Here is a 24,736-nt window from a genome sequence, read left to right as displayed (position 1 = left end):
CTCTCCTCGGTTAGCGTCGTCACATGACGGAGCCGGCCCGCACAGGCGTACGACACGAGGGTCGGACCTTCCGACGCGACGACTGGTACGGCGACGAGTTCGTCGAACACGAGTACGTCGACTGCGAGTTCTTCGACGTCGACCTGACCGAGGCGACCCTGGAACGGGTCAGCTTCACCAACTGCGTCTTCGGCAACGTACGGTTCAACGCCTCCCGGCACACCGACTCGGCGTACCTGCGCTGCACCTTCACCCGGTGCAACTTCTTCGAGGCCGAGTTCGCCGGCTGCAAGGTGGTCGGCAGCACCTTCGTCGAGTCGGCGGTCCGGCCGCTCACCGTGCTCGGCGGGGACTGGTCGTTCGTGGGCCTTTCCGGCGCAGACCTGCGCGGCGTCACCATCCAGGGCGTACGGATGCGCGAGGCGGACCTGACCGGCGCGAACTGCACCGACGCGATCCTGACCAACGTCGACCTCTCCGGCGCGCAACTGCGCGGCGCCCGGTTCGTCCGGTCCGACCTGCGCGGCAGCGATCTCAGCACACTCGACCCGACCACCGTCGAACGCTCCGGTGCGATCGTCGACCCGAACCAGACGATCGTGCTCGCCCAGGCCCTCGGCTTCCAGGTCGGCTGACCGCACTCGACTTCCAGGGGTCGGCTGACTGACTGCACTCGGCTTCCCGGTCGGCTGACCGCTGCCAAGTGGTGGAGGCCGGACCGGACCGACCTCCACCACGCGGGCGTCCCAGGTTGGCGATCGGCCTATCGCAGCCAGTTGTCGATGCCGTCGACGGCCAGCCGGGTGAAGTTCTGCATCACCTCGGGCTGGGTCTCGACGCCCGACTCCCAGCTGATGTCGTGCAGGATCGTCACCACCGGCCCGATCCGGACCACCGAGACCAGGGTGTCGGCGGTGCCGGTGGCCTCGTTGGTGTTGATGTCGAGGACGTCGCTGCGGATCTGGATCAGCAGTGCCTCGTCGCCCCGATCGGGAGCCGTCAGCAGCTTGTACCGGATCACCCGGGGGCCGTCGGACTCCTGCCGGCAGTCCCGGACCGCGTCGGCGAGTTGGTCCATGAAGGTCGACGCCGCACGATCCTCGTAGCTGGTGATCGTCTGGACGAGATACGCGTCCGGTACGTGGCCCGGTCGGGTGGGCGGATTGCCGTAGACGTACATCAGGGAGCGGCGGGCCACGATCGAGGCGTCGGTGCCGAACTTCCGGCCGCAGAGCTTGGGGAGCATCTGCTGCCACTCCGGGCTGCGCCGGGACACGCCCGCCAAGGTGTCCTTGGGCTGGATCAGGAAGGCTCGGTCCGGGATCGAGGTCGGCGGGCGGATCGTCGTACCGGTGGCCTGTCCGCCCGGTGTGGTCGTGCTGGCCGGAGGGGTCGGGGTCGGGGTACTGGTCGGCGGGGTGCTGCTGGGCACGTCGGTCGGCTCGGCGGTCGGCGTCGTACCGACGATCGGGCCGGGCCCGTTCGCGTCGACCAGGTTCGGTACCACCACGGCGGTGCCGGCGATCGCGAGTACGGCCCCGGCGACCACCACCAGGGTCCGGCGCCGGGCCCGCCGGTCGGCGCCACGGCGCAGTTCCTCCGGCGGGGTCAACGCACCAGGCTCCACGGTGCCTCCGAGTTCCGAGTACATGCGACTGAGGTCAGACATCGTGCACCTCCAACGTGCGATGCGGAGCCAGGTCGGCAAGGACGACCGCGAGCCGTGCACGGCCCCGGGACAGCCACGACTTGACCGTGCCGATCGCCACGGACGACTCGTCCGCGATGTCCTGCACGGACATGTCGTAGAGGTAGTGCTTGGCCAGGGCCTGGCGCTGGTTCGCCGGCAGTTCCCGGAGTGCCCGCAACAGCAGCACGCTGTCCTCGTTGGGTGCGTCGACCGCTTCGCTCGCCGGGCCGCGCCGGGCCAGGGCGCTCCGCAGCCCGAAGATCCGGCGCCAGCGGTCGGTGGTCAGCCGGCTGACTGTCAGCCGGACCCACGCCTCCGGGGCCGGATGCGCCGACACCGACTGCCAACGCCGCCAGGCCCTGGCGTACGCCTCCTGCACCGCGTCCTCCGCCTCGGTGCGGTCGCCCGTCAGGGCCACCGCGTACCTCAGCATCCGCAGCGATGTGGCGCGATAGAACTCGTCAAAGCCATGCGCGTCCCGCATCGGCCGCCGCCCTCCTACTCCGTTCCCGGTCTCCTGTCCGAGTCACGGACGGCGAACCTGGCAGGTTGCGGGACGCAGCGAGGAAGGCGACGAGAAGTACGTGTCCCTCTCACCGCTCGGCGTACGGCTCCAGCAAAGGGCGCTTGGCGGTGATCGTGTCGCCGGACGACCGGCCGGTGAGCCGGCGCCTGATCCAGGGCGCGAAGTGCTGCCCGACCCAGCGCAGGTCCGCGCCCCGGGCCGCCAGCCACGGCGTCGGGGCCGGCCGGGGCGGCACCACCAACCAGCTCTCGTCCGGCGCCACCCCAAGGGTGGCCAGCACCCGGCCGGCGACCCGGCGGTGTCCGGCCGCCGACAGGTGCAGCCGGTCCGAGCTCCACAGCAGCGGGTGCCCGAAGACGTCGTCGGCGAAGAGGTCCACCAGCATGGCGCCGTGCCGCTCCGCCGTCTCACCGACCGCCCGGTTCAGCATCTGCACCCGGGGCGCCACGAGCCGCTGCCCGGGGAGCCGGGACATCACGTCGGCGAACCGGAACAGCAGCACGTCCGCCCCGGTGGCCCGGAACTCGGCGACCACCTGGTCGAAGCGCTCCACCAGGGCGCCCGGGTCGAAGTTGCGGCGCAGTACGTCGTTGCCGCCGGCCGCGAAACTGACCAGGTCGGGGCGCATCTCCAGGGCGGCCGGCACCTGCTCGGCCACGATGTTGCCGAACAGCCGGCCCCGGATCGCCAGATTGGCGTACCCGAAATCCGGCCCGGCCTCGGCGGCCAGCGTCGCGGCCACCAGGTCGGCCCAGCCCCGGAAACTGCCATCCGGATACGGGTCGTCCAGTCCCTCGGTGAAACTGTCTCCGACCGCCACGAAGTTGCGCCAGCGCATGTCGGGCCTCCCCTGCACTACTCCCCACTCCCACCGACCGGGGGTCAGTCTGTCAGCACGACCCCGTTCCGGGCACGCCCGGCGCCGGAAGGTGACCGGGACCGCACGAGCGCCGGCACGGCGCGCCGGCGACGGGCGACAATTCCGATGCCTCGTTACCGCCCCGGGTCTACGCTGCCCGGATGTTGCTGCGGATGTCCACGCTGTTTCTGCGTACGCTGCGCGAGGACCCGGCCGACGCGGAGGTGCCGAGCCATCGGCTGCTGGTCCGGGCCGGTTACGTCCGTCGCGCCGCCCCGGGCGGCTACACCTGGCTGCCGCTCGGCCGGCTGGTGCTGGACCGGGTCACCCAGGTGGTCCGGGAGGAGATGGTCGCGATCGGCGGCCAGGAGGTGCTCTTTCCGGCCCTGCTGCCCAGGGAGCCGTACGAGACGACCGGCCGGTGGACCGAGTACGGCGACGACATCTTCACCCTGAAGGACCGCCGGGGCGCGGAATACCTGCTCGGCCCCACCCACGAGGAGATGGCCACCCTGCTGGTCCGGGACACCTTCACGTCCTACCGGGACTTCCCGGTCTCGATTTTCCAGGTGCAGACGAAGTACCGCGACGAGGCGCGGCCCCGGGCCGGGCTGCTGCGCGGGCGGGAGTTCCTGATGAAGGACTCCTACTCGTTCGACCTGGACCGGGCGGGGCTGGCGGCGGCGTACGGCCGGCACCGGGCGGCGTACCAGCGGATCTTCGACCGGCTCGGGTTGGCGTACACGATCGTGGCGGCGACCTCCGGCGCGATGGGCGGCTCCGCCTCCGAGGAGTTCCTCGCCGCCACCCCGGTCGGTGAGGACACCTTCGTCGGCTGTACCGCCTGCGACTACGCGGCCAACACCGAGGCGGTGACCACCCCGCCGGCACCGGCCGGGGACGTGCACGCCCACCCTTCGGCGCAGGTGTACGACACCCCGGAGACGCCGACCATCGAGTCCCTGGTCGCGCTCGCCAACGCCCGGCACCTCGGCGGCCGGAGCGACTGGACGGCCGCCGACACCCTGAAGAACGTCGTCGTCGAGCTGCGCCGGCCCGGCTCGGACGAGCCGGAACTGCTGGTCATCGGCGTGCCGGGGGACCGCGAGGTCGATCTCAAGCGGCTCGCCGCGGTGCTGAGCCCGGCCACCGTGTCGATGTTCGACGGCTTCGCCGACCGGCCTGAGCTGATCCGCGGCTACATCGGCCCGCAACTGCTGGCCAAGCGCGGCATCCGCTATCTGGTCGACCCCCGAGTGGCGCCCGGCACCGCCTGGCTGACCGGCGCCAACGAGCCGGGGCGGCACGCCACCGACGTGGTCTGCGGGCGGGACTTCACCCCGGACGGGACGATCGAGGCGGCCGAGGTCCGGGCCGGCGACCGCTGTCCGGCCTGCCGCCCGGGGGTGCTGACGATCCGCCGGGGCGTCGAGATCGGACACGTCTTCCAGCTCGGCCGGCGCTACACCGACGCGTTCCGGGTCGACGTGCTGGGCCAGGACGGCAAGCCGGTCCGGTTGACCATGGGCTGCTACGGCATCGGGGTGTCCCGGGCGGTGGCGGCGATCGCCGAACAGCACCACGACGACCGGGGGCTGGTCTGGCCGGCGGCGGTGGCGCCGTGCGACGTACACCTGGTAGCGGCCGGAAAGGGGCCGCAGGTGGAGGCGGCGCTGGAGTTGGCCGGGCAACTCGCCGGGCGCGGCCTGCGGGTGCTGGTCGACGACCGGACGCACGTCTCGGCCGGGGTCAAGTTCGCCGACGCCGAGCTGATCGGCATCCCGCGCGCCGTCGTGGTCGGCCGCCGCTGGGCCGACGGGTACGTCGAACTGCGCGACCGCGCCACCGGAGACCGCACCGAGCTGCCGGCGGCGGAGCTGCTGGCACGGCTGACCGAGCCGGCCGGTCCCGGATCGGGCGGCCTCCCGGCGAGCTAGTGGCCGTCTCGCGGTGTCGTTGCCCAGGACGGGAGCCAGGCCGCCTCGGGAAGCGGGGGCAGGCTTGCGAAGTGGTTGATGATCGCCCGAAGTCCCGGGTGCGGACTCGTTCTGGGAAACATGAGGAAGAGCGGGTAGGCGAGCGTCGGGTTCACGATCGGGATACGGCGTAGGTCGTGGTTCGCCGGCCAGATGTACCGGTCGCGCGCGCCGACGAGGGTGGCCACGTCGGCGGAGTCCGCGAGGACGTCGAGGAGTACCTCGTTACCGAAGTTCGGGCCTGCCGCGTCGATGCGGAGGTCGAAGGCGGTGCCGAGCTGATCGTAGAACTCTGCCCATTCGCTCCGGGGCACGATGCCCGGCACCCAGATTCGGAGTTTGCGCAGTTGGGGTGGTGTCACTGTTCGTGCGGAGGCGAGCGGATGCCTGGGGCCGACCAGGAGTTCCAGCGCGGAGTCGAAGGCGTGGATCATTCGCACGTCGCGCGGCAGCGTGGCCGGATCGGTGACGGTGCGGAACGAGGCGTCGACATCGCCGGCCTGGACGGCGGCGGCCGCCAGGTGCGGGTCGTCGACCCTGAGGGTCACCACGTCGAGGTCGGTTTCGGGATGCGACCGCCAATAGTCGTGCAGGACGACGGCCTGCGCGCTTCGCAGGCCTAGCACGTCGATCCGTTGGGCCCGCGAGCCCGGCCTGACCGCGGTGACGGCGCGATCGACACCCGCGACGATGTTCCGGGCGTGTGGCAGGAATGCCTGGCCGTCGAGTGTCAGTTCGACCCCTCGGGCGGTACGGGTGAACAGGCGGACCTCCAGCTCGCGCTCCAGGGTGGCGACCCGCTTCGAGACCGCCTGCTGCGTCACGCCCAGTTCGTCGGCCGCGTGTTGCAACTGTCCCAGCTCGGCCGCCCGGACGAACGATCGCACCGCCTCGGTATCCACCGGTCCAGCCTAGGCCCGCCCAACGTATCGTTGTGGCTCGCCGAAAGGCGGTTGTTTGATCCTGCCTCGCGCGGCCGATGTGATGCACCGGACCCAAACATCGGTTGTCGCGGAGGAGTCAGGTGCGCGGGAAATTGGGGCCCGGTTTCGGCTGGTTGTGGTCGGCCCATGCCGTCAGCACGTACGGCACGTGGGTCGCCTTCGGAGCGTTCCCGCTCATCGCGGTTCGAGTGCTGCACTCGTCGGCATTCGCGATTGCGCTCCTGGAGGCAGCCGGGCTTGCCGTCGCGGCGATCATCGCGATCCCGCTCGGGCCGTGGGTCGACCACCGGTCCAAGCGCCCGGTGATGATCACGATGAACCTGGCTCGGTTCCTCGCGATGGCGAGTGTTCCGGTCGCGTACCTCCTCGGCCTGCTGTCCTACGGCCAACTGCTGGTCGTCTCGGTCATCTCCGGAGCCGCGAGCATCGCCTTCACCGCCGCATCCGGCGCGTACCTGAAACACCTCGTCCGCAGTGATCACCTGCTGACCGCGAACGGGAGATTCGAGGGCACGAACTGGCTGGCGACCGCGGCCGGACCGCCGCTCGGCGGCGCGCTCATCGGGCTGCTCGGCCCGGTCATCACCGTCACGGCCGACGCCGTCAGCTACCTGCTGTCCGCGCTCGGGATCCTCCGCATCCGCGGCGGCGACGTCGCGGCACCCCGCGACCAGGCCAACAGGCTGCGCGGAGCCGACCTTCTCGGTGGCTGGCGGTTCATCCTGCACGACCGCGCACTACGGTGCCTGTTCCTCAACTCGATTCTGGTCAGCGGCCTGATCATGGCCACCGCCCCGCTCCTGGCCGTCCTTCTGCTGGGCGAATACCACTTCCCGGCCTGGCAGTACGGTCTTGCCTTCGGCATCCCGGCACTCGGCGGCTTCGTGGGCGCCCGCCTCTCCGCACGCCTCGTGCGGCGTTACGGCCGGCACCGGGTCATGACCGTCTCCGGCTGGCTGCGATCGCTCTTCCCGTTCGGTCTCGCGTTCCTCCAGCCCGGCATCGCCGGCCTCCTCACCGTGATCGTCGTCGAGGGCCTGCTGATCACGTGCATGGGTGTCTTCAACCCGATCTACGCCACAGAACGCCTGCAACGAACCCCCGCGGATCATGTCGCCCGGGTGCTCAGCACCTGGAGTGTCAGCAGCAAACTCCTCCAGGCCACCCTCATGGTGATCTGGGGCATCCTCGCCACCCTCACCAGCCCGCTCGCCGCGATCACCATCTCCGGCGTTCTCCTGCTCGCCACCCCGCTCCTGCTGCCGAACCGGACGCACCTGTCCGACCCTGAACCCGCGACGCACCGAGCACGTGGAATCCGCACACCACTACCACCGACCTGACGGCGCCCATGACGGCGAGCCACCCGCTGCACAACGTGGCCGCGGTGCCGGCGGCGTCCCGGCCTCCTACGCCTAGTCCGTCGGCTGGCCGGCCCGGCGGGACCGCTGTGCCTGGTAGAGCCGCTGGCACTCGGCGTACCGGGGCAGCAGGTCGGCGGCGCGCAGCTCGGCCAGGCTGGGCGCGTCGGCGTCGCGTTCGGAGAGGATCGGGTCGAGGTCGGCCGGCCAGGGCAGTGCCAACTCCGGGTCCCGGACGTGCACGATCCGCTCCCGCGCCGGGGCGTACCGGGCGGAGCAGAGGTAGCTGACGATGCTCTCCTCCTCCAGCGCCACGAAGGCGTGGCCGACCCCCTCGGGCAGATAGACGGCACGGTTGTCGATGGTGTCCAGCCGGGTCACCTCGTGCCGGCCGAAGGTCGGCGAACCGACCCGCAGGTCGACCACCATGTCGAGTACGGCGCCGCGCGGGCAGTAGACGTACTTCGCCTGGCCGACCGGCACGTCGGCCCAGTGCACCCCCCGGATCACGCCCCGCCGGGAGACACTCTGGTTGGCCTGCGCCACGGCCAGCTCGAAGCCGAGCGCGTCGGCGAAGACCGCCGCGTCGTACCAGACGACGAGCCGGCCCCGGTCGTCGGAGAACTGCTGAGGGAGGAACTCCCAGGCGCCGGGGATGGAGAGCTCGGTGGCCTTCACTCGCACCTCACAGAGTCGCTCGGATCTCTCCGGCTTATCGGGATCAACCGCACCGTACCGTCCAACGGCCGGAGTGGCCGATCGGAAACCCGACACGGTGTTAGCGTGCCGGGCAGGGGGTAGCAGGTGGTATCGGCAAAACCGGGGGTTCGGAGGCACACCGTGACTGAGGTCAGAGTCCGCGACGTCATGACCAGGGGGATCGTCTATCTTCCCGCGGCCACCACTCTGGACGAGGCCGCCCGGGCCATGCGGGACGCCGACATCGGCGACGTGGTGGTGACGGACGGGCCGAACCTGTTCGGCATGGTGACCGACCGGGACATCGTGATCCGGGCCGTCGCCGAGGGCAGGGACGCCCGGCAGACCACGATCGGCTCGGTGGCCTCCCGGGACATCGTGATGATCGAACAGAACTCCACCGCCGCCGAGGCCGCCGCCCTGATGCGGGATCGGGCGGTACGCCGGATCCTGGTCTGTGACAACGACCGGCAACTGGTCGGCATCGTCTCCCTGGGCGATCTGGCGGTACGCCTGGACCCGTCGCCGGCACTGAGCGAGATCAGCAAGGCCAGTCCGCGCCTGTGAGGCACCTCGGTAGCCTGGGTCCATGCCGCAGTCGATGCCACCGAAACTCGCCGAGATCGTGGCGGAGTTCGCCGCCGCTCCCCGGGACGTGGTCCTCGAGATGCTGCTGGAGTACTCCGACGCGGTGCCGCCGCTGCCGGCGGAGCTGACCGGCCACGCCGGGATGGAGCAGGTCCCGGAGTGCCAGACCGCGTTCTTCCTGCGGGCCGAGGTGGCCGCCGACCGCACGGTGACGACCTGGTTCGACTGCCCGCCGGAGGCGCCCACCACCCGGGCCTTCGCCGGGATCCTGGCCGAGGGGCTGGCCGGGGCGAACGCCGACGAGGTGCTGGCCGTACCGGACGACCTCTACCAGCGGATGGGGCTGGCCCAGGCGATCAGCCCGTTGCGGGTACGCGGCGGCAACGCCATCCTGGCCCGGCTCAAGCGGCAGGTCCGGGAGCAGCTCGACTGACCACACAGCGCCGAAACCCGGGGTACGGCAACGTTTCACGTGCAACAACATCGACAGACGTCGCTCTGGAGCCACCGGAGGGCGGTCCGTCAGTGCGCCGCTCCGGCCGCCCGTTCCACCTCGGCCAGCATCAGCCGCAGCGACAGGCTGTGCCGCTCCGGCGGCAACCGGTCGAGCGCCCGCCGGGCGTGGCCGAGACCGCCGGCCGCATCTCCGGCGGAGGCCATCATCAGCCCCCGGTGCAGTTCGATGTGGGTGGCGAACCGGGGCAGACTGTCCGGGCGGATGCGGTCCGCCGCGTCCTGTGCGGCCACCGCTCCGGGGTGGCCGAGCCGGGACAGCAGCATCGACTCGAAGGTGTGGAACCTCCACCGCGGCACCGCGAAGTCGGAGATCTGCTCGGAGCTGCCGGCGGTGTCGAAGACCCGGCGGGCGTCGTCCAGCCTGGCCAGCCCGGTGGCGGCGTCGCCCCGGCAGGCGGCGACGTGCGCCTGCGCGGTCAGCGCGTTCAACCGTCCCAGGGTCGGCCGGTCGGAGAGCGCGACGGCCTGCTCGGCGAGGCGGGCGGCGACCGGCAGGTGCGCCCCCTCGTACGCCAGCGCCAGGGCGGCACGGCCGCGTACCCAGACCCGGGTCTCCAGGTCGCCGGAACGGTCCGCCGCGATCGCCGCCATCTCGTACGACCGGATCGCGCCCCGGCCACCGTCGTTGCCGGGCAGGGTCTTGCCGTGCACCGTCATCAACCGGGCGGCCACGCCCCACAGGTGTGGACTGTCCAGCTCCTGTTGCAGCACCACCAGGTCGGCGGCGAGCCTGGCCTGCAACTCGGCGGCGCCGAGCGACATGTAGTCCTGCCCGTACGCCTCGGCCCGGGCGACCCACTCGTCGACGTCCCGACGTGGCCCGATGGCGGCGGCGAACCCGTGCTGGACCAGCTCGGCCACGGCGGAGGAGACGACGACGGTCGCGGCGAGCGCGAGGGCACCTCTGCGGTTCACGCTGTCTCCCAACACCCGCTCGTAGGCGAGGACCAGGTCCGGGGTGGCCGGTCGCTTGCCGAGCTCGACGTTGCACAGATGACTTTTGCTGTAGTTGGTACGGGCCGCCATCTGGGTCAGGGTGACCTGGGCGTCCGTACGCGCCACCCTCAGCCTTGCGCCGACGTGATCCATCCGTCTACCGCCTGTGCGCTCCGGAAAACACCTGAAAACCGCGCCTACTATCGGTAGTTCTCTGATTACGGGAATGTGGGGATGTGGATCGCTCCAGTTCGATGTGGCACCGATCAATGTTCTACCGCTTCCGGGCCCAGAACGTAAGCCTGGGATGACCTCGGGATCGGTGCCGGGACGGGAGTTCCACGGCCCGCGGGTATGACACGGCTCGACCTCGTCGGCCTCCAGGTCGGCTCGTGATCGGTCCGCGCGGGACCGGGGCGCGTACCCGCTCTCTTCCCCCTGGGAAGCGGGCAAGCGCCCCACCGGGTGCGGCGGTCGTGCCGGCGACCGCCGCACCTTCCCGGGCAGCTCAGGAGGCGACTCGCCAGTGCGGTTGGGGTGCTACCCGAGGCGTGCGCCGAACCCCCTCAACCTCCCCTTGCGGTCCGTCGGCGCCGCAGGTGAAAAGCCGGGCGAACCGCCGCGCCGTCCGGCTGAATAGGTTCACTCATCCTGATCGCACACCGGCCGCGACCCCGGCGGTCGTCTATCCGCAAACCGCCGGGTTGCCGGGCACCGGCGAAGGTACGCGGTTATTTAGAAATGGTGAACGATCCATTCGTACCCGCACATGCGGTTGCCGATGTGGTAGACATCGACAGCTGTGCTGCCCCTGGACGGGGGTGACCGGCGGCGAGCCGGTCGACGGGGGCGAAGGGGAGTGTCCCGGATGAGCGAGACGACGCTGTGCCTACCCTGCGCGCTCGCGCTGCGCCCGCCGGTGACCGCACCGCCCCACCACTGCCCCGGGCAGGTACGCCTGGTCTCCGGCACCGGCCAGATCCGGATCGTCCTCTGCGGATGCCGGACCTGCTGGCCGGACCGCTCGACCGAGCCGGCCGACCTGGAGCCGGCCGAGCCGTCCAGGCCGAAGCGGGCCGAGCCGTCCAGACCGAAGCCGGCCGACCGGTCGGGGCAGCCGTCAGCCGACCTCCCGGGCAAGCCCCTCGACGACCTCGGCGTTCGGCAGGAGCCCGAGGGCGGCACCGGGTAGCGCGATCTTGCTGTGCCGGACGCCGGACCCGACGATCACGTACGGCGTGCCGACCACTCGCGAGTCGACCAGGATCGGCCACTGGCCGGGCAGCCCGATCGGGGTGATGCCGCCGTACTCCATGCCGGTCAGCTCGACGGCCTCGGCCATCGGGGCGAAGCTCGCCTTGCGTACGTCGAGGTGGCGGCGCACCACCCCGTTCACGTCGGCCCGGGTGGTGGCCAGTACGACGCAGGCGGCGTACCGGACCGCCCCCTCCCGCTTGCCGGCCACCACCACGCAGTTCGCCGACACGTCCAGCCCGACGTCGTACGCGGCGCAGAAGGCGGCGGTGTCGGCCAGAGTGGCGTCGATCGGTGCGACCAGGATGTCGTCCACGCCGACCGGCGAGTCGGCGGGCCAGCGGTGCAGGGCCTCGGTGACCGGCGGGGCGAGCAGGTCCTGGCGGGTCCGGGCCGGCTCCGTCTTCAGGGTTCCCATCACGCCCGTGATCCTCGCACCGCCCGCCCCGGCCAGGCACACCGCCCGCGTGCCGGTGCGTCGACCGACGGCGGTGACGCCGGTCAGCTACCGGCGAGGAAGGCGTTGTCCGGCACCAGGGTGCGCTCGCGGAGCCGGTCCCGTTCGGGTGCCTGGGCGGCCCGCTCCCGCTGCAGCTCGACGTCCTCGATGGCGTGCCGGACGGCGAACCGGACCACGCCGTAGAGGAAGACGAAGCCGCAGACGTACATCATCGCGGCCAGAGCCATGTAGATCATGCGTTCGAGCCTAGGCGCCGAAGCTGGAAATTATTCGCTTTCCGGACGCGATCGCCCGCTCGGGTGGTGCCGCAGTACGGCGTCGAAGACCTGGGCCAGCTCCGCCGCGTCCTCGCCCGCGTGGTGGGTGTGCGGGATCCCGGTCAGCCCGAGGGCGTGCTTGATCCTGCCCTTGTGCGTACCGGCCCACTCGCTGCCGGTCCGTCCCATCCAGTAGCTGCGCAGGTCCACTCCGGAACCGGTCGCTCCGAACGGGCTCCGGCCGGTGAACCGGACGAAGTACCAGTGCACGAACATCCCGTCCCAGACGGCGGGAGCGGCCAGGAAGACCGGCCGGCCCTGTTTGCGCAGCCCGTTCACCCACCTCGCCGCCGCAGTCATCGCCACCTCGGCCGGCGGCGCCTCCCGGAGCAGGCGCTCCCGGTCCAGGCCGGAGACGGCGAGCGCCTGCGGCACGAACTCGTCGGAGATCGGGCGCAGTTCGGTGTAGAAGGCCAGCTCGGGGCGCCCGGCCACCGCCATGCCCAGCGAGATCATGCTGTACGGCCCGGGGATCGGCCCGTCCGCCTCGACGTCGACCGCGACGTACAGCTCGGGAAGATCAGCCACGGGACCAGCTTCCGGTGCCCGGCCGGAGCGGTCCACCGAATTCCGGCCGGAAGCCAACGGGCGACCCGACTGCGGGACACGCCACACCTGAACAATAGTTGAGGTATTCGGGGATACCCTCGACCTGTGACCGAACCCGCACACACCCTCACCGTCGGACAGCTCGCCGAGCGCAGTGGTGTCGCCGTCTCGGCCCTGCACTTCTACGAGGCCAAGGGGCTGATCACCAGTACCCGGACCAGCGGTAACCAGCGCCGCTACGGCCGCGACATCCTGCGCCGGGTCGCCTTCATCCGGTTCGCCCAGCGGGTCGGTGTGCCGCTGGCCCAGATCCGGGAGGCCCTGGCCAGCCTGCCCGAGGAGCGCACACCCACCCGGGCGGACTGGGCCCGGCTCTCGGCGAACTGGCGCGGCCAGCTCGACGAGCGAATCGTCGCCCTGCAACGGCTCCGCGACGACCTCTCCGACTGCATAGGCTGCGGCTGCCTGTCCCTGGACCGGTGTGCGCTCTCCAACCCCGACGACGTGATGGCCAGCACCGGCCCGGGGCCGCGCCACCTGCTCGCCGGCCTCACCGGGCCGGCACCCGCACCCGAGGGCCCGGTCGACGCCCTGGGCGGGACCTGCGGCGGACCGGACGTCTGCACCCCGGAGGACTCCGCCGGCCCCGCGATGGCCCAGGTCTGACGGCAGGGAGATTTCATGCCGGAATAGGGTATAAGGCCGCGCTGACCGGGAACGCAGGGCCGATCTACGGCTCTGGGAGGGTGAGATGCGGTACCCGAGTGCGGCCAGCGACAGCCGCCCCGCCGCCGGGCGGAGCGGCCGGCCAGCCGGCGGCTCCGGTCGATGACGCGACTCGGGTTGAGGATTCCCGGCGTGGACCTGCGCCGCGTCCACCTGCCCACCCTGCCCGAAGCCCTCTCGCCGCGCAGCGTGCCGCAACTCGTCGCCGGAGTCGCGCACAACGCCGAGTCGATGGTGACCCGGGCGGCCCGGGCCGCCGGACTCGATCGCCGGGCGGTCTGGTCCCGGCCCGGCCGGCACCACATCGAGGTGCGCGGGATCGCCCAGCCCGGCGGTGAACGGCTGGGCAAACAAATCGAACAGGCACTGGAGGAGGTGCCCGGGGTCGAGTGGGCCCGGATCAACGCCCCCTCCGGGCGGGTGGTGGTGGCGGTCGGCCCGCCCGCGCCGCGACTGCGGGAGCTGATCGCGGTGATCGCCGCGGTGGAGCGTACCGACGGACGGGAGCCCGACCCGGACTGCGCGGAACCGCATCCCCCGGAGGAGGGCCCGCGGACCCGGCGGGCAATGACCAGGATCGCCACGGACGCGTTCGGGCTCGGCCTGTCCGCGGCGGTCCGGATCATGCCGTTCACCCGGGCACCGGGCGAACTCGCCGGCCTGCTCCGCGCGGTTGACCTGCACCCGAGGCTGCACGCGCTGGCCGGACGGGGGCTGCGCGGCGACCAGCGGGCCGACTCCTGGCTGCCGCTCGCCACCGTGCTGGCTCAGGGTCTGACCGGCGGCTGGGCCGGAATCCTGCTCGACGGCGCCCAGCGGGTCCTGCAGTGGGGCGAGGCCCGGGCCCAGTTGGCCGCCTGGGAAAAGACCGAGCCGCTGCTCGCCGGCACCCCGGAACGGGCCCGGGCGGCACCGCCGCCGGACGAGCGACCACGCCCGAAGCCGGACGGCCCGGTCGAGCGGTACCTGGCCCGGGTGCTCGAATCCGGCACCGTCGCCGGCGCCGCCGCACTCTGGATGGCCGGCCGCAAGCGGGCGGCCGCGTTGGCCCTGGCCAGCATCCCGAGCGCGGCCGTCGCCGGCCGGGAGGCGTACGCGGCCCGGCTCGGCTGGCTGCTCGCCCGCCGGGGCGTGATCGCCATGGACCGTACGGTGCTGCGCGAACTGGAGCGCCTCGACGTGTTGGTGCTGGACGCCGCCGCGCTGCGTTCCGCTCGGGGCGTCCTCACCGACCTGTTACCGCTGCCCGATGTCGATGCCGAGGAGGCGGCGGGACGGGCCTTCGACCTCTTCGACCCGGAGGACCCGGACCGGGTACGCGACGCCGACGGCTGGACCCTCGGCCCGCTCGACGCGCTGCGGCTGCCCGCCGGGGTCGGTGCCGAGCAGATCGCACGGCTCCGCCCCGACGGTGGCACCCTGCTCGGCCTGACCGCCGACGGCCGGCTCGCGGCGGTGGTCCGGGTGGCCGCCGAACCCGCCCCCGGAATCGACGCGCTGCCGGCCGCGGCCCGGCGGGCCGGCCTGCGCCTGCTGGTCGCCGTCGACGGTGATGGTGACGGTGACGACCACGACTTCGCGGACGGGCACCTGCCCGGCGGGCCACGACTTGCCGGGTCGATCCGGTCGTTGCAGTCCGAGGGGGCGATGGTCGCCCTGGTCTCCAGCGATCCTCGTGCGCTGGCCGCCGCCGACTGCGGACTCGGGATGTGGCACACCGACGAGCCGCCGCCGTGGGGCGCCCACCTGCTGGTCGGCTCCGACCTCGGGGTGGCGGCGCTGGTGGTCGAGGCCGCCGGACTGGCCCGTACGGTGGCCCGGCAGAGCATCGCGCTGGCCGCCGGAGGCAGCGGGCTCGGCGCGGTGGCGGCGTTCACCGCGGCACCGGCGCAACTGCCGGCCCGGGCCATGGCGGCGGTCAACGCCGCCGCTGGACTGGCGATCGGGCACGGCGTCTGGCGGGCGGGCCGGCTGCCGCAGCGGCGTACCTCGACCGCGGCCCCGCCGACGCCCTGGCACCTGATGCCGGTACGCACCGTGCTGGAGAGGCTCGGCACTGACCAGGCGGGCCTCTCCACCGAGGAGGTCGGGCGGCGCGGCCGGACGGCGGCGACCGGCCCGGCCGACACCCTCGACCTGCCCCGGGCGTTCGTCGAGGAGCTGGCGAACCCGCTCACCCCGGTGCTGGCCGGCGGTGCCGGGCTCTCCGCCGCGGTCGGCTCGATCGCGGACGCCGCGCTGGTCGGCGGGGTGATCGGGCTGACCGCGCTGATCGGCGCCGCGCACCGGGTCTCCACCGAACGGTCGCTGGCCGAACTGCTGTCCCGGTCGGCGGTGACCGCCCGGGTCCGGCGGGACGGCACCGAGCGGGTCGTCGCCGCCGGCGAACTGGTCCCCGGCGACATCGTGGCGCTCGACCCGGGTGACGCCGTGCCGGCCGACTGCCGGGTGGTCGAGGCGGTCGGCCTGGAAACCGACGAGTCGTCGGTGACCGGGGAGTCGCTGCCGGTGGCGAAGACCAGCCAGCCGGTGGTGGCCGGCACGGTCGCGGACCGCCGATCGATGCTCTACGAGGGGACCACCGTCGCCGCCGGGCGGGGCCTCGCCGTGGTGGTGGCGACCGGGGCGGACACCGAGGTCGGCCGGGGCATGGCGCTGGCCGGCGAGGCCGCCCCGACCAGCGGGGTCGAGGCCCGGCTCGGCCGGCTGACCAAGCTGTCGATCCCGCTCGCCGCGAGTTCGGCGGTGGCGGTCGCCGGGGCCGGGCTGCTCCGGGGCGTACCACTGGTGGAGTCGGCCGGCACCGCCGCCAACCTCGCGGTCGCCTCCGTACCGGAGGGGTTGCCGTTCCTGGTCAGCGCCGCGCAGTTGGCGGCCGCGCGCCGGCTGGCCGAACACGGCGCGCTGGTCCGCAACCCGCGCACCATCGAGGCGCTGGGCCGGGTCGACGTGCTCTGCTTCGACAAGACCGGCACCCTGACCGAGGGCGAGCTGATGCTGGCCGGAGTCGGCGACGGCGAGCGGTACGCCGACCTCGACGCGCTGGACAAGCCGCTGCGTGGCGTACTCGCGGCGGCGCTGCGGGCCACCCCGGCGGCCGACCGCCCGGAGGAGGTCAATCAGCAGACCGACCGGGCGGTGCTGACCGGCGCTCGCCGGGCCGGCGTCGGCACCGGCACCCGGACGCACCCCTGGCAGCAGGAGCACGCGCTGCCGTTCGAGCCGTCCCGGGGCTACCACGCCACGGTCGGCCGGCATCGGGGGCACCACCTGCTGAGCGTCAAGGGCGCCCCGGAGACGATCCTGCCCCGGTGCACCCGGCACGGCGACCGGGACCTGGACGAGGCCGGCCGGCGGGCCGTCCAGGAGACGTTGGACCGGCACGCCGGGGCCGGGCAGCGGGTACTCGCGGTGGCCGAGCGGGAACTGCCCGGCGACACGGTCACCGAGGCCGACGTCGAGGAGCTGACCTTCGTCGGCTTCCTGGCCCTCTCCGACGGGGTGCGCCAGAGCGCCGCCCCGGCAGTACGCCGGATCCGGCAGGCCGGGGTGCACACCATCATGATCACCGGTGACCATCCGGCCACCGCCGAGGCGATCGCCGCGATCATCAGCACCGACGGCACCGACCAGCGGGTGGTCACCGCCACCGAGCTCGACCGGCTCGACGACGACGCTCTCGCCGAGCGGCTGGCCCGGACCGACGTGGTCGCCCGGTGCACGCCGACGCACAAGGTACGGATCATCCGGGCGTTGCAGAAGTGCGGCCGTACGGTGGCGATGACCGGGGACGGTGCCAACGACGCGCCCGCGATCCGGCTCGCCGACGTCGGCATCGCGCTCGGCCAGCGGGGCACCCCGGCCGCCCGGGCCGCCGCCGACCTGGTGGTCACCGACGACCGGCTCGAAACGATCATCGCCACCCTGGTCGAGGGGCGCGCGATGTGGTCCTCGGTACGGCACGCGCTGAGCATCCTGGTCGGCGGCAACCTCGGCGAGATCGCGTTCAGCGTGCTCACCGCCGCGCTGACCGGCCGGTCCGCGCTGAACGGCCGGCAGATGCTGCTGGTCAACCTGCTCACCGACCTGGCGCCGGCGATGGCGATCGCGGTCCGGGCGCCCCGGAAGGAGAGCATGGACGGCCTGCTCACCGAGGGGCCGGAGACCTCCCTCGGCGCCACCCTCACCCGGGAGATCGCGCTCCGGGCCGGTACCACGACCCTCGGTGCGACCACCGGCTGGACCCTGGCCCGCTACACCGGCACCCGCCGCCGGGCCGGGACGGTCGCGCTCGCCTCGCTGGTCGGTACCCAGCTCGGCCAGACCCTGCTGGACGGTGGAGCGAGTCCGAGTGTGCTGGCCTCGACCGTGGTCTCGCTGGCGGTCCTCGCCGGGGTGATCCAGACCCCGGGGCTGAGCCAGTTCTTCGGCTGCACCCCGCTCGGGCCGGTCGGCTGGGGGATCGCCGCCGGCAGCGCGCTGAGCGCCACCCTCACCAACACCGCCGTCGACCGGCTGATCGCCCCACCGGCCGCCGACGGACACGCCAACGGGATCAAGCATCCCGACGGAACCGGCGGCACGGCGCCGGCCGGTGGCACCGCCGCGAATCACGACGGCACCACCGGCGCCAGCCGACCCGGCGGCTGAGCCGGGCCGACCTTCCGTGGTAACCGGTACTACGGCTTTCTTCGACCGCCGCCTGTTCGATCAGATGCGATTAGGCGGTCTCAGGTAGCCTCCTATGCTAGGTCGTACACATCCTTGTTGTCGGGCTCCACAGGTTCTTTACATACGTCCCGTGGTGCATAGTTATTTGCGCCTGGACGTTGCTTGTGCATGGATAGGAATTAGTCGGAGCCATGCATGCTCGCGAGGCTCCGGTATTCAACCAACTGACGTAACAGAATCGATTATATATGAGGCTGCCATCTTTCCATAGTTTAACCTCCTCGGCCCAAATATCATTCCCTCCCGGACCGTAGTTATGTGCAATGACGACAGCTTGCGTCAGGTTGCCATTTACTACAATGCACGCCTCGGCTGCGTTCTGTTCCCACAACTGCCCGACATCACCCCAGGTCACATACTCCCCGCAGTGCCAGGTCCCCGTTTTGGAGTAGGTTTGCCAGTAAGGATCAGCAAACGCCGGTGCGGCGGTTACTACGCTGATGCCGGCGGTGGCTAGAAATGCCGTCAGCAGTCCCGCCAGGAATCTCTTCGGCATGCACAGCTTGCGTGCTCGGGAGTTCTTGGGCACCACACAATCTCCTGTCGGATGGAAGGAAACACTGTCAGGTCGATGCTTACTTCGACCGGCAGTCACTCCATTGCCGCCCGAGGGAATGCGACATCGGGAGGCATCTGCCGCAACAGATCATGGCCCATAGCCAGGGAAAGAGGAAGCCGCTTTGCGGCGCCGCAACCACACAGCGGTGACGCTAGGTCCGCTGCCGTCTCGCGGTAGGCCGTAACAACGTTTTCTACGTGGACCAGTCGCGAGAGTTGGGCTCGCGCGCCGTCGCATGTGTAGATCCTGGTAGATGTTCATGTTCGAGCCGGTCCCGAGCGACGGCTTGCGACGGCCTACATCGACAACTCACCTGACAGCTCCATCACCAACAGTGATGAAGGCGCTTCTCTCTGCTGTAGACGTTACTTTTTGGTCATACCAGATTTCTGCTCATAAAGCCTCTTTCTGCAGATCACCCGGACGTATAACCACGACACGGAAGCCTTGTGCCCAATGTTCCATCGCGGGCCCGGGAAGCGCGGCAAGAGGAGCCGACAGCAGGACTCCGCAGGTTGCGTCCGTCGGGATGATGTACAACGTGCCTGGTCACAAACGTATCGCCGGGTAAGCGAAGATCATCGCGCAAGCGGTCCTCGCCGCGCTGTGCGACATCCGCAGCGTCGACAGCGTACCGGTCGGTTTTCGGCCGGTGCCCCGACCGCTGGCCACCGCTCTACACCCAGGCACCCAATTTGACCAGCACCCGGCTCCGGCTCACGAGCTGTACGCGGCCGAACCGCTGTCCACACTGGCCAGCACCCGCGTGCCGCTGGGCCCAAGAGGCGCCGAACACTTGGTCGCATCCAACCGCCCGCCCGCCCGCCAGCTGTGACAGCGGCTGATCCTCAACGAACCGCCACAGGTGGGAACGACACCCCTGAGATACACGGCGGCACACTCAGATATGTCGCTACTTCTATTAATTTCCCTTCGAGATCAGTAGCGTCACGGTAGCCATCGGTGGCGGGGGCCACCGAGAGATGGCAGACGGAGGGGGACATATGCGTCGAACGATCGCCATTCTGGCCGCCGGAACGTTGGTGGCCGCAGGGTTGACACCCACCGGTGCACAGGCCCGGCCGGGTGCCGACGAGCGCACCAGCGGCGCTGCCACCAGCGCCCCGCCCATCGGCCTCGCCACGGTGAAGCCGAGCGCCGCGAAGCGGCCGGCCGGGCCGAACCCGTTCCTCGCGCTGCTGCCGGATCCCGCCAAGGCGGACTACGTCGGGTGGAAGAACTGGCTGGCGAAGCAGGGCGACCAGCGGGCCGGGCTGCGGGCGCAGCAGCGGGCGGTGGCCGCCGCGCCGGTGCTGGCCGACGAGGAGGAGCCGGCCGGCATCCGGGGCGGCAACGACACCCCGGCCACCGCGCAGCGGATCACCGGATTCGGTACGGCAGGCAAGGACAATCCCCGGCTACGGATCGTCGGCACCCTCTCTCCGGAGGCAGTGGACGCCACGGAGATCGAGCCGAACCCGGAGGACGACGGCGCCATCCCGCTGGCCGGCGAGACCGGGGTCGGTGCGGCCGAGCAGGCCGTCACCACCACGGCGGCGATCGGGGACGGCCCGCACGGCAGCGCGGGCAGCGGCAGCGGCGACTTCGACTTCTACGAGGTGACCGGCACCGCCGGCCGGACCCTGACGGTCGACATCGACACGCCGGCCGGCGAACTCGACTCGGTCGTGCTGCTCTACGACGCGGAGGGCGAGTTGCTCGCGCTCAACGACGACAGCCCGGAGGGACTGGACAGCCTGCTGGTGCACCAGTTCGCCGCCGACGGCACCTACTACGTGGCGGTGGTCGGCTTCCCGACGATTCCGGACGACCCGTTCGACTCGGCCAGCGGCGCAGGTGCCGGCAGCGAGGGGCCGTACCAGGTGACCATCGGGACCGCCGAGCAGGACACCGACTTCTTCGCCGTCAAGCTGCGGCCGGGTGACGTACTCGGTGCCTCGGTCGAGGGGTCGGCCGCCAAGATCACGGTCTACGACCCGGAGGGCCACGAGGTGCACGGCTCCGACCAGGACGGCTCCTCCCTCTATCCGCCGAACAGCCCGCTCCCGGGCGGCGGAAACGCGGTCACCGAGCACGTGGCCGACGAGGCCGGCTGGCACTACGTCGGCGTCAACCTCGGCGACGGCATGTACGACATCACGGTCGAGGCGTACCGGCCGGGGCAGCAGCCGCGGCAGACGCTCTTCCTCGACTTCGACGGCGCGCGGATCAACACCGCCATCTTCGGCGGCCCGGGCGTACGCACCCTCAGCCCGATGCGTGCCTTCCTCGGCCGCTGGGGGCTGACCGCCGCCGACGAGGACGCGGTGATCGACGCGATCGTCGCCGAGGTCCGGGAGAACCTTCGCCGAGACATGATCGAAAGTGGTCTCAACCAGCGCTTCGACATCCGGATCCTGAACAGCCGGGACCACGCGGACCCGTTCGGGCAGGCGAACGTCAGCCGGATCATCATCGGCGGCAGCATCGACGAGTCGGGCGTACCCACCATCGGGATCGCCCAGTTCATCGACCCGGGCAACTTCGGCACCCAGGACTCCGCCCTGGTGCTGCTGGACGTGCTGAGCGACCCGGCCGGTGACGATGCGTCGCTGAACACGTACCTCACCGGGGCCAGTGACCGGATCGGCTTCGTCGGCCAGGCGGTGGGCAACGTGACCGCGCACGAGGCCGGGCACTTCTTCGGCGACTGGCACGTCGACCAGTTCAACGACCACGCCAACCTGATGGACCAGGGCGGCAACTTCCCGCTCATGTTCGGAGTCGGCCCGGACGGCGTCGGCGGCACCGCCGACGACCCCGACGTCGACTTCGGCGAGGACACCTTCAACCCGGGCGAGGGCTTCACCGGCACCGAGGACACCCTCAGCCGGATCGTCTTCGGCGTCACCCGGTGAGCGCCGACTAGCACCGTCGACCGTTCACGGCGGCCCCTCCCGGTCACACCCGACCGGGAGGGGCCGCCGGCCGTCCGGGGGTCGGCCCGGCCGGCGCAGAAATCGCGATGGTGTCTGCCGTCATGGTCACGCGCGGGTTCCCCGGTCGCCCCGCCCGCCGGTACGTTGCCTGGAGCCGGTGATCGACGGCTCGCCGGTGCGGTGTGCCGAGGTCGTCGCGCACGACGACGGACGAGGCGAGGAGTACTGATGCGGTACGTACGGCTGGGCGGCTCGGGACTGGAAGTGTCGAGCGTCGTCCTCGGGTGCATGAGCTTCGGCGACCCGCAGCGCGGCACCCACCCCTGGTCGGTCGGGCTGGACGAGGCGCGGCCGTTCGTCCGGCAGGCGATCGAGGCCGGGATCACCACCTTCGACACCGCCAACGTCTACTCCCTCGGCACCAGCGAGGAGATCACCGGAAAGCTGCTCGGCGAGTTCGCCCGGCGGGACGAGGTGGTCATCGCCACCAAGGTGCACGGCCGGATGGGTCCGGGGCCCAACGGCGGCGGGCTGTCCCGGGCGGCGATCCTCACCCAGGTCGACGAGAGCCTGCGCCGGCTCGGCACCGACTACATCGACCTCTACCAGATCCACCGGTACGACCCGGACGTGCCGATCGAGGAGACGATGGAGGCGCTGCACGACCTCGTACGGGCTGGCAAGGTGCGCTATCTCGGCGCCTCCTCGATGTGGACCTGGCAGTTCGCGCAGGCGCAGTACACCGCCGACCTGCACGGCTGGACCCGGTTCGTTTCGATGCAGGACCAGTACAACCTGATCATGCGGGAGGAGGAGCGGGAGATGCTTCCGTTCTGCCTCGACCAGGGCGTCGGGGTGCTGCCCTGGAGCCCGTTGGCCCGGGGCCGGCTGACCCGGGACTGGGAGGTCACCACCACCCGCAGCGAGACGGACAACTTCGGCGGCACCCTCTACAAGCAGGCCGAGGAGGCCGACCGGCGGGTGGTCGGCGCGGTCGCCGAGGTGGCCGGCGCGCTCGGGGTTCCCCGGGCCCAGGTGGCGCTCGCCTGGCTGCTGCACCAGCCGGCGGTGACCGCCCCGATCGTCGGGGCGACGAAGCCCGAACACATCACCGACGCGGTCGCCGCCGTCGACCTGTCGCTCGGCGAGGACGAGCTGCGCCGGCTCGGCGAGCACTACGTACCGCACGCCCCGGAAGGCTTCTGACCGGTCGCCGGACGGTCGGGCCGGGTGGTAACCGCCGCCGGACCGGCCGTCCGGCGACCGGTACCGTGATCGAATGCTGTCTCCGGGAGTCGTGCTCAACGACCGCTACCTGCTCGGCAACCGGATCGCGACCGGCGGCATGGGAGACGTCTGGTCCGCCACCGACACCCTGCTGAAGCGACGGGTCGCGGTGAAGGTGCTGCTGCCGGCGCTGGTCTCGGACACCGAGTTCATCACCCGGTTCCGCACTGAGGCCCGGCTGATGGCCGCGCTGCGGCACCCCGGCATCGTCGGCGTCTACGACTACGGCGAGGACGCGGTGGTCGACGGCCGCCGGGTGGACTACCTGGTGATGGAGTTCATCGACGGGACGTCGCTGTCGAAGCGGATCAGGGAGCTGGGCCGACTGGGCGTCGCCGAGACCCTCTCCGTGCTGACCCAGGCCGCGCAGGCACTGCACGTCGCGCACCAGGCCAGCATCGTGCACCGGGACGTCAAGCCGAGCAACCTGCTGGTCCAGCCGGACGGTTCCGTCGTACTGGTCGACTTCGGGGTCGCCCGGTCGGCGAACGTGACCAGCATCACCGCCAGCAACATCGTGCTGGGCTCGGCGCACTACATGGCCCCGGAGCAGATCGCCGGCCGCCCCGTCTCGGCGGCGACCGACGTCTACGCGCTCGGCGCGGTCGCGTACTCCTGCCTGACCGGTCGGCCGCCGTTCACCGGCAGCAACCCGCTGCACATCGTGACCCAGCACCTCCAGGACGCGCCGCCGGCGCTGCCGCCGGACGTACCGGCCCCGGTGGCGATGCTGATCAACCGGGCCCTGGCGAAGGAGCCGGCCGACCGGTACCCGAGTGCGGCGGCGTTCGCCGAGGCCGCCCGCGCCGCCGGGCACGCCGTCTCGTCCTCCTCGACGGTGCCGCTGCCCTCCAGCCCACCCGCGCAGCCGACCATGCCGCTGCGGCCACCCGGGGCGCTGCCCTCCGGTCCGCAGTCCACCATGCCGCTGCCAGCCGGACCGCTGTCGCCGGCCGGGGTTTCGCCGTCGGCGTTTCCGCCGGGCTGGCCGGGCGGGCCCGGGCACACCGGGCCGACCCTGCCCGCCGAGCCCGGCCCGGTCGACTCGGCGACCACCGGCGGCAACCGGCGCCGCACCGCCGTACTGGCCGGGGTGGCTGCCACCGTCGCCATCGCGGTGGTCGGCCTGGTCGCGCTGCTGGTCCTGCAGCCCGGGCCGGAGGAGTCGACGGCGGGGCCGCAGAACCGGGTACGGGTCGGCACGTCGACCAGCGGCGACCCGGGGACCGGGGTCGACGAGACCGAGCCGGCGGCCCAGGCCAGCGCGAGCGCCGGGCCGAACCCGTCGGCGAGCACACCCGGCGGGCCGGACCGCTCGGCGGCGGCCCGCCCCGGTCAGCCGGGCGGTGCCGGCACGCCGGACCCGAAGCCCAGCGCCACCCGTCCGGAGCCGGAGAAGAACCCGCACACCGCGGGCAAGGTCTGCGGCAGCGGGTACGAGATCATCGACTCGGCGACCCTGAACGGCCCGAACGGGGCTCAGTTGGCCCGGGTGTATCTGCTCTACAACAACAGCAACGGCAACAACTGCACGGTCGCCATCAAGACCAGTTCGGTCGGCACCGCGAGCCAGGTCTCGGCGTACCTGGAGGTGCAGGGCGGCAGCCGGCACACCGACGGCGGCGCGTACGAGTACTACGCGGGCCCGGTACGGGCCAAGGCGGCCGGAACCTGCGTCAGGTGGGGCGGGTCGGCCGGCGGGGTCAGCTACCACAGTCCCTTCGAGCACTGCGACTGAGATCGGTCGTACCGACTCCGCCGACCCCGATCGGCCAGAATTCGTCGAGGCCGGGCGCTCCGCGCCGATCTCCGGGGGTGA

The 24,736-nt window shown here is 71.6% G+C and carries 19 protein-coding genes and 1 pseudogene; 11 read left to right on the top strand and 9 right to left on the bottom strand.

The window, feature by feature from the left end:
• The first annotated feature begins 23 nt into the window (after window positions 1-23).
• Window positions 24-635 (top strand): pentapeptide repeat-containing protein, encoded by a 612-nt coding sequence (locus ACSMXO_RS00185; protein WP_455416278.1) that lies wholly within the window; start codon window positions 24-26, stop codon window positions 633-635.
• 128 nt (window positions 636-763) lie between these two features.
• Here the strand turns inward: ACSMXO_RS00185 and ACSMXO_RS00180 are convergent, their stop codons facing one another.
• The 3 genes from ACSMXO_RS00180 to ACSMXO_RS00170 all read right to left on the bottom strand — a co-directional run bounded on the left by ACSMXO_RS00180 (window position 764) and on the right by ACSMXO_RS00170 (window position 3,054).
• Window positions 764-1,669 (bottom strand): hypothetical protein, encoded by a 906-nt coding sequence (locus tag ACSMXO_RS00180; RefSeq protein ID WP_455416277.1) that lies wholly within the window; start codon window positions 1,667-1,669, stop codon window positions 764-766.
• On the bottom strand, window positions 1,662-2,174 hold the full coding sequence (locus ACSMXO_RS00175) for a SigE family RNA polymerase sigma factor (protein WP_455416276.1): 513 nt from the start codon (window positions 2,172-2,174) through the stop codon (window positions 1,662-1,664). The genes ACSMXO_RS00180 and ACSMXO_RS00175 overlap by 8 nt, the downstream gene beginning before the upstream one ends.
• 109 nt (window positions 2,175-2,283) lie before the next feature.
• A complete protein-coding gene (locus ACSMXO_RS00170) occupies window positions 2,284-3,054 on the bottom strand; it encodes an SGNH/GDSL hydrolase family protein (protein WP_455416275.1) in 771 nt (256 codons plus the stop codon).
• 182 nt (window positions 3,055-3,236) lie between these two features.
• Here ACSMXO_RS00170 and ACSMXO_RS00165 point away from each other — a divergent pair, with 182 nt between their 5' ends.
• Window positions 3,237-5,012 carry a proline--tRNA ligase gene (locus ACSMXO_RS00165; protein WP_455416274.1) on the top strand — a complete coding sequence of 592 codons (1,776 nt, stop codon included), beginning with the start codon at window positions 3,237-3,239 and terminating at the stop codon, window positions 5,010-5,012.
• Here ACSMXO_RS00165 and ACSMXO_RS00160 read toward each other — a convergent pair.
• Window positions 5,009-5,953, bottom strand: a complete 945-nt coding sequence (locus ACSMXO_RS00160; protein ID WP_346261091.1) for a LysR family transcriptional regulator — start codon at window positions 5,951-5,953, stop codon at window positions 5,009-5,011. The genes ACSMXO_RS00165 and ACSMXO_RS00160 overlap by 4 nt on opposite strands.
• A 122-nt stretch (window positions 5,954-6,075) precedes the next feature.
• Between ACSMXO_RS00160 and ACSMXO_RS00155 the strand changes: the two genes are divergently transcribed.
• Entirely contained in the window at window positions 6,076-7,338 is a 1,263-nt protein-coding gene (locus tag ACSMXO_RS00155) for an MFS transporter (RefSeq protein WP_455416273.1), read from the top strand.
• A 72-nt stretch (window positions 7,339-7,410) separates the two neighbouring features.
• Here ACSMXO_RS00155 and ACSMXO_RS00150 read toward each other — a convergent pair whose 3' ends face one another.
• Window positions 7,411-8,034: a dTDP-4-dehydrorhamnose 3,5-epimerase family protein gene (locus tag ACSMXO_RS00150; RefSeq protein ID WP_455416272.1), complete on the bottom strand. Its 624-nt coding sequence runs from the start codon at window positions 8,032-8,034 to the stop codon at window positions 7,411-7,413.
• A 162-nt stretch (window positions 8,035-8,196) separates the two neighbouring features.
• On the opposite strand from ACSMXO_RS00150, the gene ACSMXO_RS00145 reads away from it, so the two are divergent.
• Together ACSMXO_RS00145 and ACSMXO_RS00140 are read left to right on the top strand one after the other, a co-directional pair.
• Window positions 8,197-8,622 (top strand): CBS domain-containing protein, encoded by a 426-nt coding sequence (locus ACSMXO_RS00145; protein WP_455416271.1) that lies wholly within the window; start codon window positions 8,197-8,199, stop codon window positions 8,620-8,622.
• A 22-nt stretch (window positions 8,623-8,644) separates the two neighbouring features.
• Entirely contained in the window at window positions 8,645-9,076 is a 432-nt protein-coding gene (locus ACSMXO_RS00140) for a SufE family protein (protein ID WP_455416270.1), read from the top strand.
• Window positions 9,077-9,165: 89 nt separating this feature from the next.
• On the opposite strand, the gene ACSMXO_RS00135 is transcribed toward ACSMXO_RS00140, so the two are convergent.
• On the bottom strand, window positions 9,166-10,248 hold the full coding sequence (locus ACSMXO_RS00135; RefSeq protein ID WP_346261096.1) for a helix-turn-helix domain-containing protein: 1,083 nt from the start codon (window positions 10,246-10,248) through the stop codon (window positions 9,166-9,168).
• Window positions 10,249-10,963: 715 nt separating this feature from the next.
• Between ACSMXO_RS00135 and ACSMXO_RS00130 the strand changes: the two genes are divergently transcribed.
• A complete protein-coding gene (locus tag ACSMXO_RS00130) occupies window positions 10,964-11,287 on the top strand; it encodes a hypothetical protein (RefSeq protein ID WP_455416269.1) in 324 nt (107 codons plus the stop codon).
• On the opposite strand, the gene ACSMXO_RS00125 is transcribed toward ACSMXO_RS00130, so the two are convergent.
• The 3 genes from ACSMXO_RS00125 to ACSMXO_RS00115 form a co-directional block, all read right to left on the bottom strand.
• Complete coding sequence (locus ACSMXO_RS00125) at window positions 11,216-11,767, bottom strand: YbaK/EbsC family protein (protein ID WP_455419449.1); 552 nt, start codon at window positions 11,765-11,767, stop codon at window positions 11,216-11,218. The two genes, ACSMXO_RS00130 and ACSMXO_RS00125, sit on opposite strands and share 72 nt — an antisense overlap.
• An 83-nt stretch (window positions 11,768-11,850) precedes the next feature.
• Complete coding sequence (locus ACSMXO_RS00120) at window positions 11,851-12,045, bottom strand: hypothetical protein (RefSeq protein WP_318399774.1); 195 nt, start codon at window positions 12,043-12,045, stop codon at window positions 11,851-11,853.
• A gap of 30 nt (window positions 12,046-12,075) precedes the next feature.
• Window positions 12,076-12,654, bottom strand: coding sequence for an exonuclease (locus ACSMXO_RS00115; RefSeq protein ID WP_455416268.1), 579 nt, complete (start codon window positions 12,652-12,654; stop codon window positions 12,076-12,078).
• 126 nt (window positions 12,655-12,780) lie between these two features.
• On the opposite strand from ACSMXO_RS00115, the pseudogene soxR reads away from it, so the two are divergent.
• From soxR to ACSMXO_RS00090, 5 genes and pseudogenes are all read left to right on the top strand, one after another.
• Window positions 12,781-13,218: pseudogene (soxR, locus tag ACSMXO_RS00110) on the top strand (redox-sensitive transcriptional activator SoxR); the annotation flags it as partial.
• A gap of 285 nt (window positions 13,219-13,503) precedes the next feature.
• Window positions 13,504-18,051 carry an HAD-IC family P-type ATPase gene (locus tag ACSMXO_RS00105; RefSeq protein ID WP_455416267.1) on the top strand — a complete coding sequence of 1,516 codons (4,548 nt, stop codon included), beginning with the start codon at window positions 13,504-13,506 and terminating at the stop codon, window positions 18,049-18,051.
• Window positions 18,052-19,695: 1,644 nt separating this feature from the next.
• Entirely contained in the window at window positions 19,696-21,609 is a 1,914-nt protein-coding gene (locus ACSMXO_RS00100) for a PPC domain-containing protein (protein ID WP_455416266.1), read from the top strand.
• A 249-nt stretch (window positions 21,610-21,858) separates the two neighbouring features.
• Complete coding sequence (locus ACSMXO_RS00095) at window positions 21,859-22,836, top strand: aldo/keto reductase (protein ID WP_455416265.1); 978 nt, start codon at window positions 21,859-21,861, stop codon at window positions 22,834-22,836.
• A gap of 73 nt (window positions 22,837-22,909) precedes the next feature.
• Window positions 22,910-24,655: a protein kinase domain-containing protein gene (locus tag ACSMXO_RS00090; RefSeq protein WP_455416264.1), complete on the top strand. Its 1,746-nt coding sequence runs from the start codon at window positions 22,910-22,912 to the stop codon at window positions 24,653-24,655.
• Window positions 24,656-24,736 lie beyond the last annotated feature (81 nt).

Source organism: Plantactinospora sp. DSM 117369 (genome assembly GCF_053764795.1).
This window is presented reverse-complemented; position numbering and strand designations above follow the sequence as displayed.

Bases quoted from the DNA above. Each gene is read 5' to 3' on its own strand.
- ACSMXO_RS00185 (WP_455416278.1), top strand. From the start codon at position 24: ATGACGGAGCCGGCCCGCACAGGCGTACGACACGAGGGTCGGACCTTC.
- ACSMXO_RS00180 (WP_455416277.1), bottom strand. From the start codon at position 1,669: ATGTCTGACCTCAGTCGCATGTACTCGGAACTCGGAGGCACCGTGGAG.
- ACSMXO_RS00175 (WP_455416276.1), bottom strand. From the start codon at position 2,174: ATGCGGGACGCGCATGGCTTTGACGAGTTCTATCGCGCCACATCGCTG.
- ACSMXO_RS00170 (WP_455416275.1), bottom strand. From the start codon at position 3,054: ATGCGCTGGCGCAACTTCGTGGCGGTCGGAGACAGTTTCACCGAGGGA.
- ACSMXO_RS00165 (WP_455416274.1), top strand. From the start codon at position 3,237: ATGTTGCTGCGGATGTCCACGCTGTTTCTGCGTACGCTGCGCGAGGAC.
- ACSMXO_RS00140 (WP_455416270.1), top strand. From the start codon at position 8,645: ATGCCGCAGTCGATGCCACCGAAACTCGCCGAGATCGTGGCGGAGTTC.
- ACSMXO_RS00135 (WP_346261096.1), bottom strand. From the start codon at position 10,248: ATGGATCACGTCGGCGCAAGGCTGAGGGTGGCGCGTACGGACGCCCAG.
- ACSMXO_RS00130 (WP_455416269.1), top strand. From the start codon at position 10,964: ATGAGCGAGACGACGCTGTGCCTACCCTGCGCGCTCGCGCTGCGCCCG.
- ACSMXO_RS00125 (WP_455419449.1), bottom strand. From the start codon at position 11,767: ATGGGAACCCTGAAGACGGAGCCGGCCCGGACCCGCCAGGACCTGCTC.
- ACSMXO_RS00120 (WP_318399774.1), bottom strand. From the start codon at position 12,045: ATGATCTACATGGCTCTGGCCGCGATGATGTACGTCTGCGGCTTCGTC.
- ACSMXO_RS00105 (WP_455416267.1), top strand. From the start codon at position 13,504: ATGACGCGACTCGGGTTGAGGATTCCCGGCGTGGACCTGCGCCGCGTC.
- ACSMXO_RS00100 (WP_455416266.1), top strand. From the start codon at position 19,696: ATGCGTCGAACGATCGCCATTCTGGCCGCCGGAACGTTGGTGGCCGCA.
- ACSMXO_RS00095 (WP_455416265.1), top strand. From the start codon at position 21,859: ATGCGGTACGTACGGCTGGGCGGCTCGGGACTGGAAGTGTCGAGCGTC.
- ACSMXO_RS00090 (WP_455416264.1), top strand. From the start codon at position 22,910: ATGCTGTCTCCGGGAGTCGTGCTCAACGACCGCTACCTGCTCGGCAAC.